At 57.9% G+C, this 2,967-nt stretch carries 4 protein-coding genes; 2 read left to right on the forward strand and 2 right to left on the reverse strand.

Annotation, left to right across the window (positions count from 1 at the left end):
* On the reverse strand, positions 1-155 hold a 155-nt coding region (locus AC1DRJ_RS23155; RefSeq protein ID WP_477804200.1), incomplete at its 3' end, for a hypothetical protein.
* Positions 156-418: 263 nt separating this feature from the next.
* Here AC1DRJ_RS23155 and AC1DRJ_RS23160 point away from each other — a divergent pair.
* The gene (locus AC1DRJ_RS23160) at positions 419-1,186 is read left to right on the forward strand and encodes a GntR family transcriptional regulator (RefSeq protein WP_477804197.1); all 768 of its coding nucleotides are present in this window, start codon (positions 419-421) and stop codon (positions 1,184-1,186) included.
* Positions 1,187-1,313: 127 nt separating this feature from the next.
* Here the strand turns inward: AC1DRJ_RS23160 and smpB are convergent, their stop codons facing one another.
* A complete protein-coding gene (smpB, locus tag AC1DRJ_RS23165; RefSeq protein WP_477804198.1) occupies positions 1,314-1,796 on the reverse strand; it encodes an SsrA-binding protein SmpB in 483 nt (160 codons plus the stop codon).
* Positions 1,797-1,914: 118 nt separating this feature from the next.
* On the opposite strand from smpB, the gene AC1DRJ_RS23170 reads away from it, so the two are divergent.
* Positions 1,915-2,967: sodium-dependent transporter (locus AC1DRJ_RS23170; RefSeq protein WP_477804199.1), on the forward strand; the 1,053-nt coding region annotated here is incomplete at its 3' end.

Genomic DNA, 2,967 nt, shown 5'->3' on the forward strand with positions numbered 1-2,967 from the left:
GCAATGGATAACGCCAGGGTGATGCTGCCGGCCACATGACCTTTGAGGCGGAACACCGCCAACGCCAGGAAGAAAAATACGATAGGAATGACGGCCGCGAGGGCGGAGATGCCGAGACTGCCGAGCGGGGTGTAGAGCTGTTGCCAGGTTTGCATATGGGGTGGCCCCTAATTGTTGTTGGTCAGACACTGGGCAGCGGTTTTGGTTAATTGGTAATACCAATTTACAATCGCTGTTGGCTAGGGTAAAAGCCTTATGTGCGGTGTGTCAATTTGCCGCCCTAAAACTTTTGTCGAATACGCTATGCATAATGTTGCTGACCGGTTTGTTCGTGCGTCGTCTTGCCAGATGCTGGCGCCGCGCCAATAGGCCAGAATAGACAGCCCGGCGAGCGGCCGGGATCGTGGAGAGATGAGTTATGGGGTTTGATCAGATTCGTCAGCGCCGTTTGTCTGACGATATTGTCGAGCGGCTCGAGGGGATGATCCTCGAAGGTACGCTGAAGTCCGGTGAGCGCTTGCCGGCCGAGCGTGCGCTGGCCGAGCAGTTCGGCGTGTCACGCCCTTCGTTACGTGAGGCGATTCAGAAATTGTCTGCCAAGGGCTTGCTGGTCAGTCGCCAGGGCGGCGGCAATTATGTCGTCGACTCGTTGGGATCGACCTTCAGCGATCCACTGCTGCACCTGCTGGAAAATAACCCCGAGGCACAGCGCGATCTGCTGGAGTTTCGCCACACCCTGGAAGCGTCCTGCGCCTATTACGCGGCATTACGCGCCACCGATGTGGACCGTGAGCGGCTGACGTCCGCGTTTGACGTATTGCAGGACTGTTATTCCCGTCACGACGACGTGAGTCGGGCCGAAGAAGGCGCGGCGGACGCCAGTTTTCACCTGGCCATTGCTGAAGCCAGTCATAACGCGGTGTTGCTGCRCACGATTCGCGGGCTGTTCGATCTGCTCAAACGCAACGTGGTGACCAACATTGGCGGCATGTACAAACAGCGCACGGAAACACGCGACATGCTGATCAAGCAGCACCGTGAGTTGTATATGGCGATTATCGAGGGCCGGGCTGAGCAGGCGCGGGAAATCTCCAGTCGACACATTTTGTATGTGCAGGAAGTACTGGAAGAAGTGCGTCAGGAAGTCCAGCGCGTGGCTCGGGCGGAGCGGCGCAAGGGGATGTAGTCGGCAAACGATCGTTCCCACGCTCTGCGTGGGAATGCATYCCGTRACGCTCTGCGTCACAAAGCGGACGCAGAGCGTCCATTTGCTGCATTCCCACGCAGAGCGTGGGAACGATCAGGGTAGGAAATTAATCTTCCTTGCCCTTGTTACGCACAGCGCGCGCCAATTCACGACCGGCGTCGCGTTCGCGTTCRGTGTCACGCTTGTCGTATTCCTTCTTGCCCTTGCCTAGCGCGATCTCGCACTTGACCATGTGCTTGCTCCAATACCAGGACAGGCACACGCAGGCGTAACCTTTTTGCTGCACTGCGGTGGCCAGCTTTTCCAGCTCGCGGCGGTTGAGCAGCAATTTTCGGGTACGGGTCGGGTCAGCAATGACGTGGGTGYTGGCGGTCATCAGCGGCGTGATGTGACTGCCTAGCAGCCAGGCTTCGCCATCCTTGAGCAGCACGTAACTGTCGACCAGTTGCAGCTTGCTTGCCCGCAAACTTTTTACTTCCCAGCCGGCCAGGACCAGACCAGCCTCGAACTTATGCTCGATGAAGTAATCGTGTCGCGCCTTTTTGTTCTGCGCGATGGTCCCTGTTGGGTGTTTCTTCTGTTTAGCCATAGGGGCGGCATTATAGGGAGTTGCGCGCGAGTCGGCTACGGTATCGCTACGTGCTTGAGCAGGTTGATTGAATCCCRGACAATGCGGCCTCTTTTTTGAACGCTTGGGCGTGATAACGATGTCGACAGACAAGGTTTCTGTCCACGGCAGTTGGGCTAGCCGCTGGGTCTTCATACTCGCCGCGACCGGTTCGGCCGTGGGCCTGGGTAGTATCTGGAAATTCCCTTACATGGTCGGCGTCTATGGCGGCGGGGCTTTCGTGCTGATGTTCCTGGCCTGTATCGCCCTGATCGGCGTGCCGGTCATGCTGGCTGAAACCCTGATCGGCCGTCGGGCCCGGCAAAGTCCGGCCAACGCCTTGAAGGTGCTGGCGCTGGAGGCGGGGCACTCGGCCAAGTGGTCCTGGGGCGCGTTCGCCGGGATGATTACGGCGTTGCTGATCCTGTCTTTCTATAGTGTGGTCGGCGGCTGGTCGCTGGATTACATCATCGACATGGGGCGTGGTGATTTTCAGGGGGTAACGGCTGATCAGGTCGGCGCGTACTTTGGCAATGTGATTGCCGATCCGTGGCGCCTGACACTTTGGCACACGATTTTCATGCTGCTGTCGGCCGTTGTGATCGCCAAAGGCGTGGTCGCCGGGCTTGAGCGCAGCTTGCGTATCATGATGCCGCTGCTGTTTGTGATGGTCATAGTACTGCTGGGTTACAGCATGACCACCGGCCATTTCATGGAGGGCGTGCATTTTATGTTCGACTTCCACCCGGAAAAAGTCCTCGACGGTTTGCTGCCCGCCATGGGGCACGCGTTCTTTTCCCTGAGCGTGGGTGTCGGTTCGATCATGATTTACGGCGCTTATATGCCGAAGCATTCGTCGATTTCCGGCACTATCGTCGGTGTAGCGCTGCTTGATACGTTTGTTTCGCTGGTCGCCGGTCTGGCTTTGTTTCCGATTGTGTTCGCCGCAGGGCTGAACCCAAGCGAAGGCCCTGGCCTCATGTTTGTCAGCCTGCCCTTTGCCTTTGGTAACGTAGCGTTCGGCCAGTTGATGGGCGTAGTGTTTTTCGTGCTGGTCGCCGTAGCTGCCTGGAGTTCGGCGATTTCACTGCTGGAGCCGATGGTCGCGTACTTGGTTGAGCGCACCAAAGTCAGCCGCGCCTGGGTGACATTC

It is taken from the genome of Pseudomonas sp. P5_B2 (genome assembly GCF_056400445.1).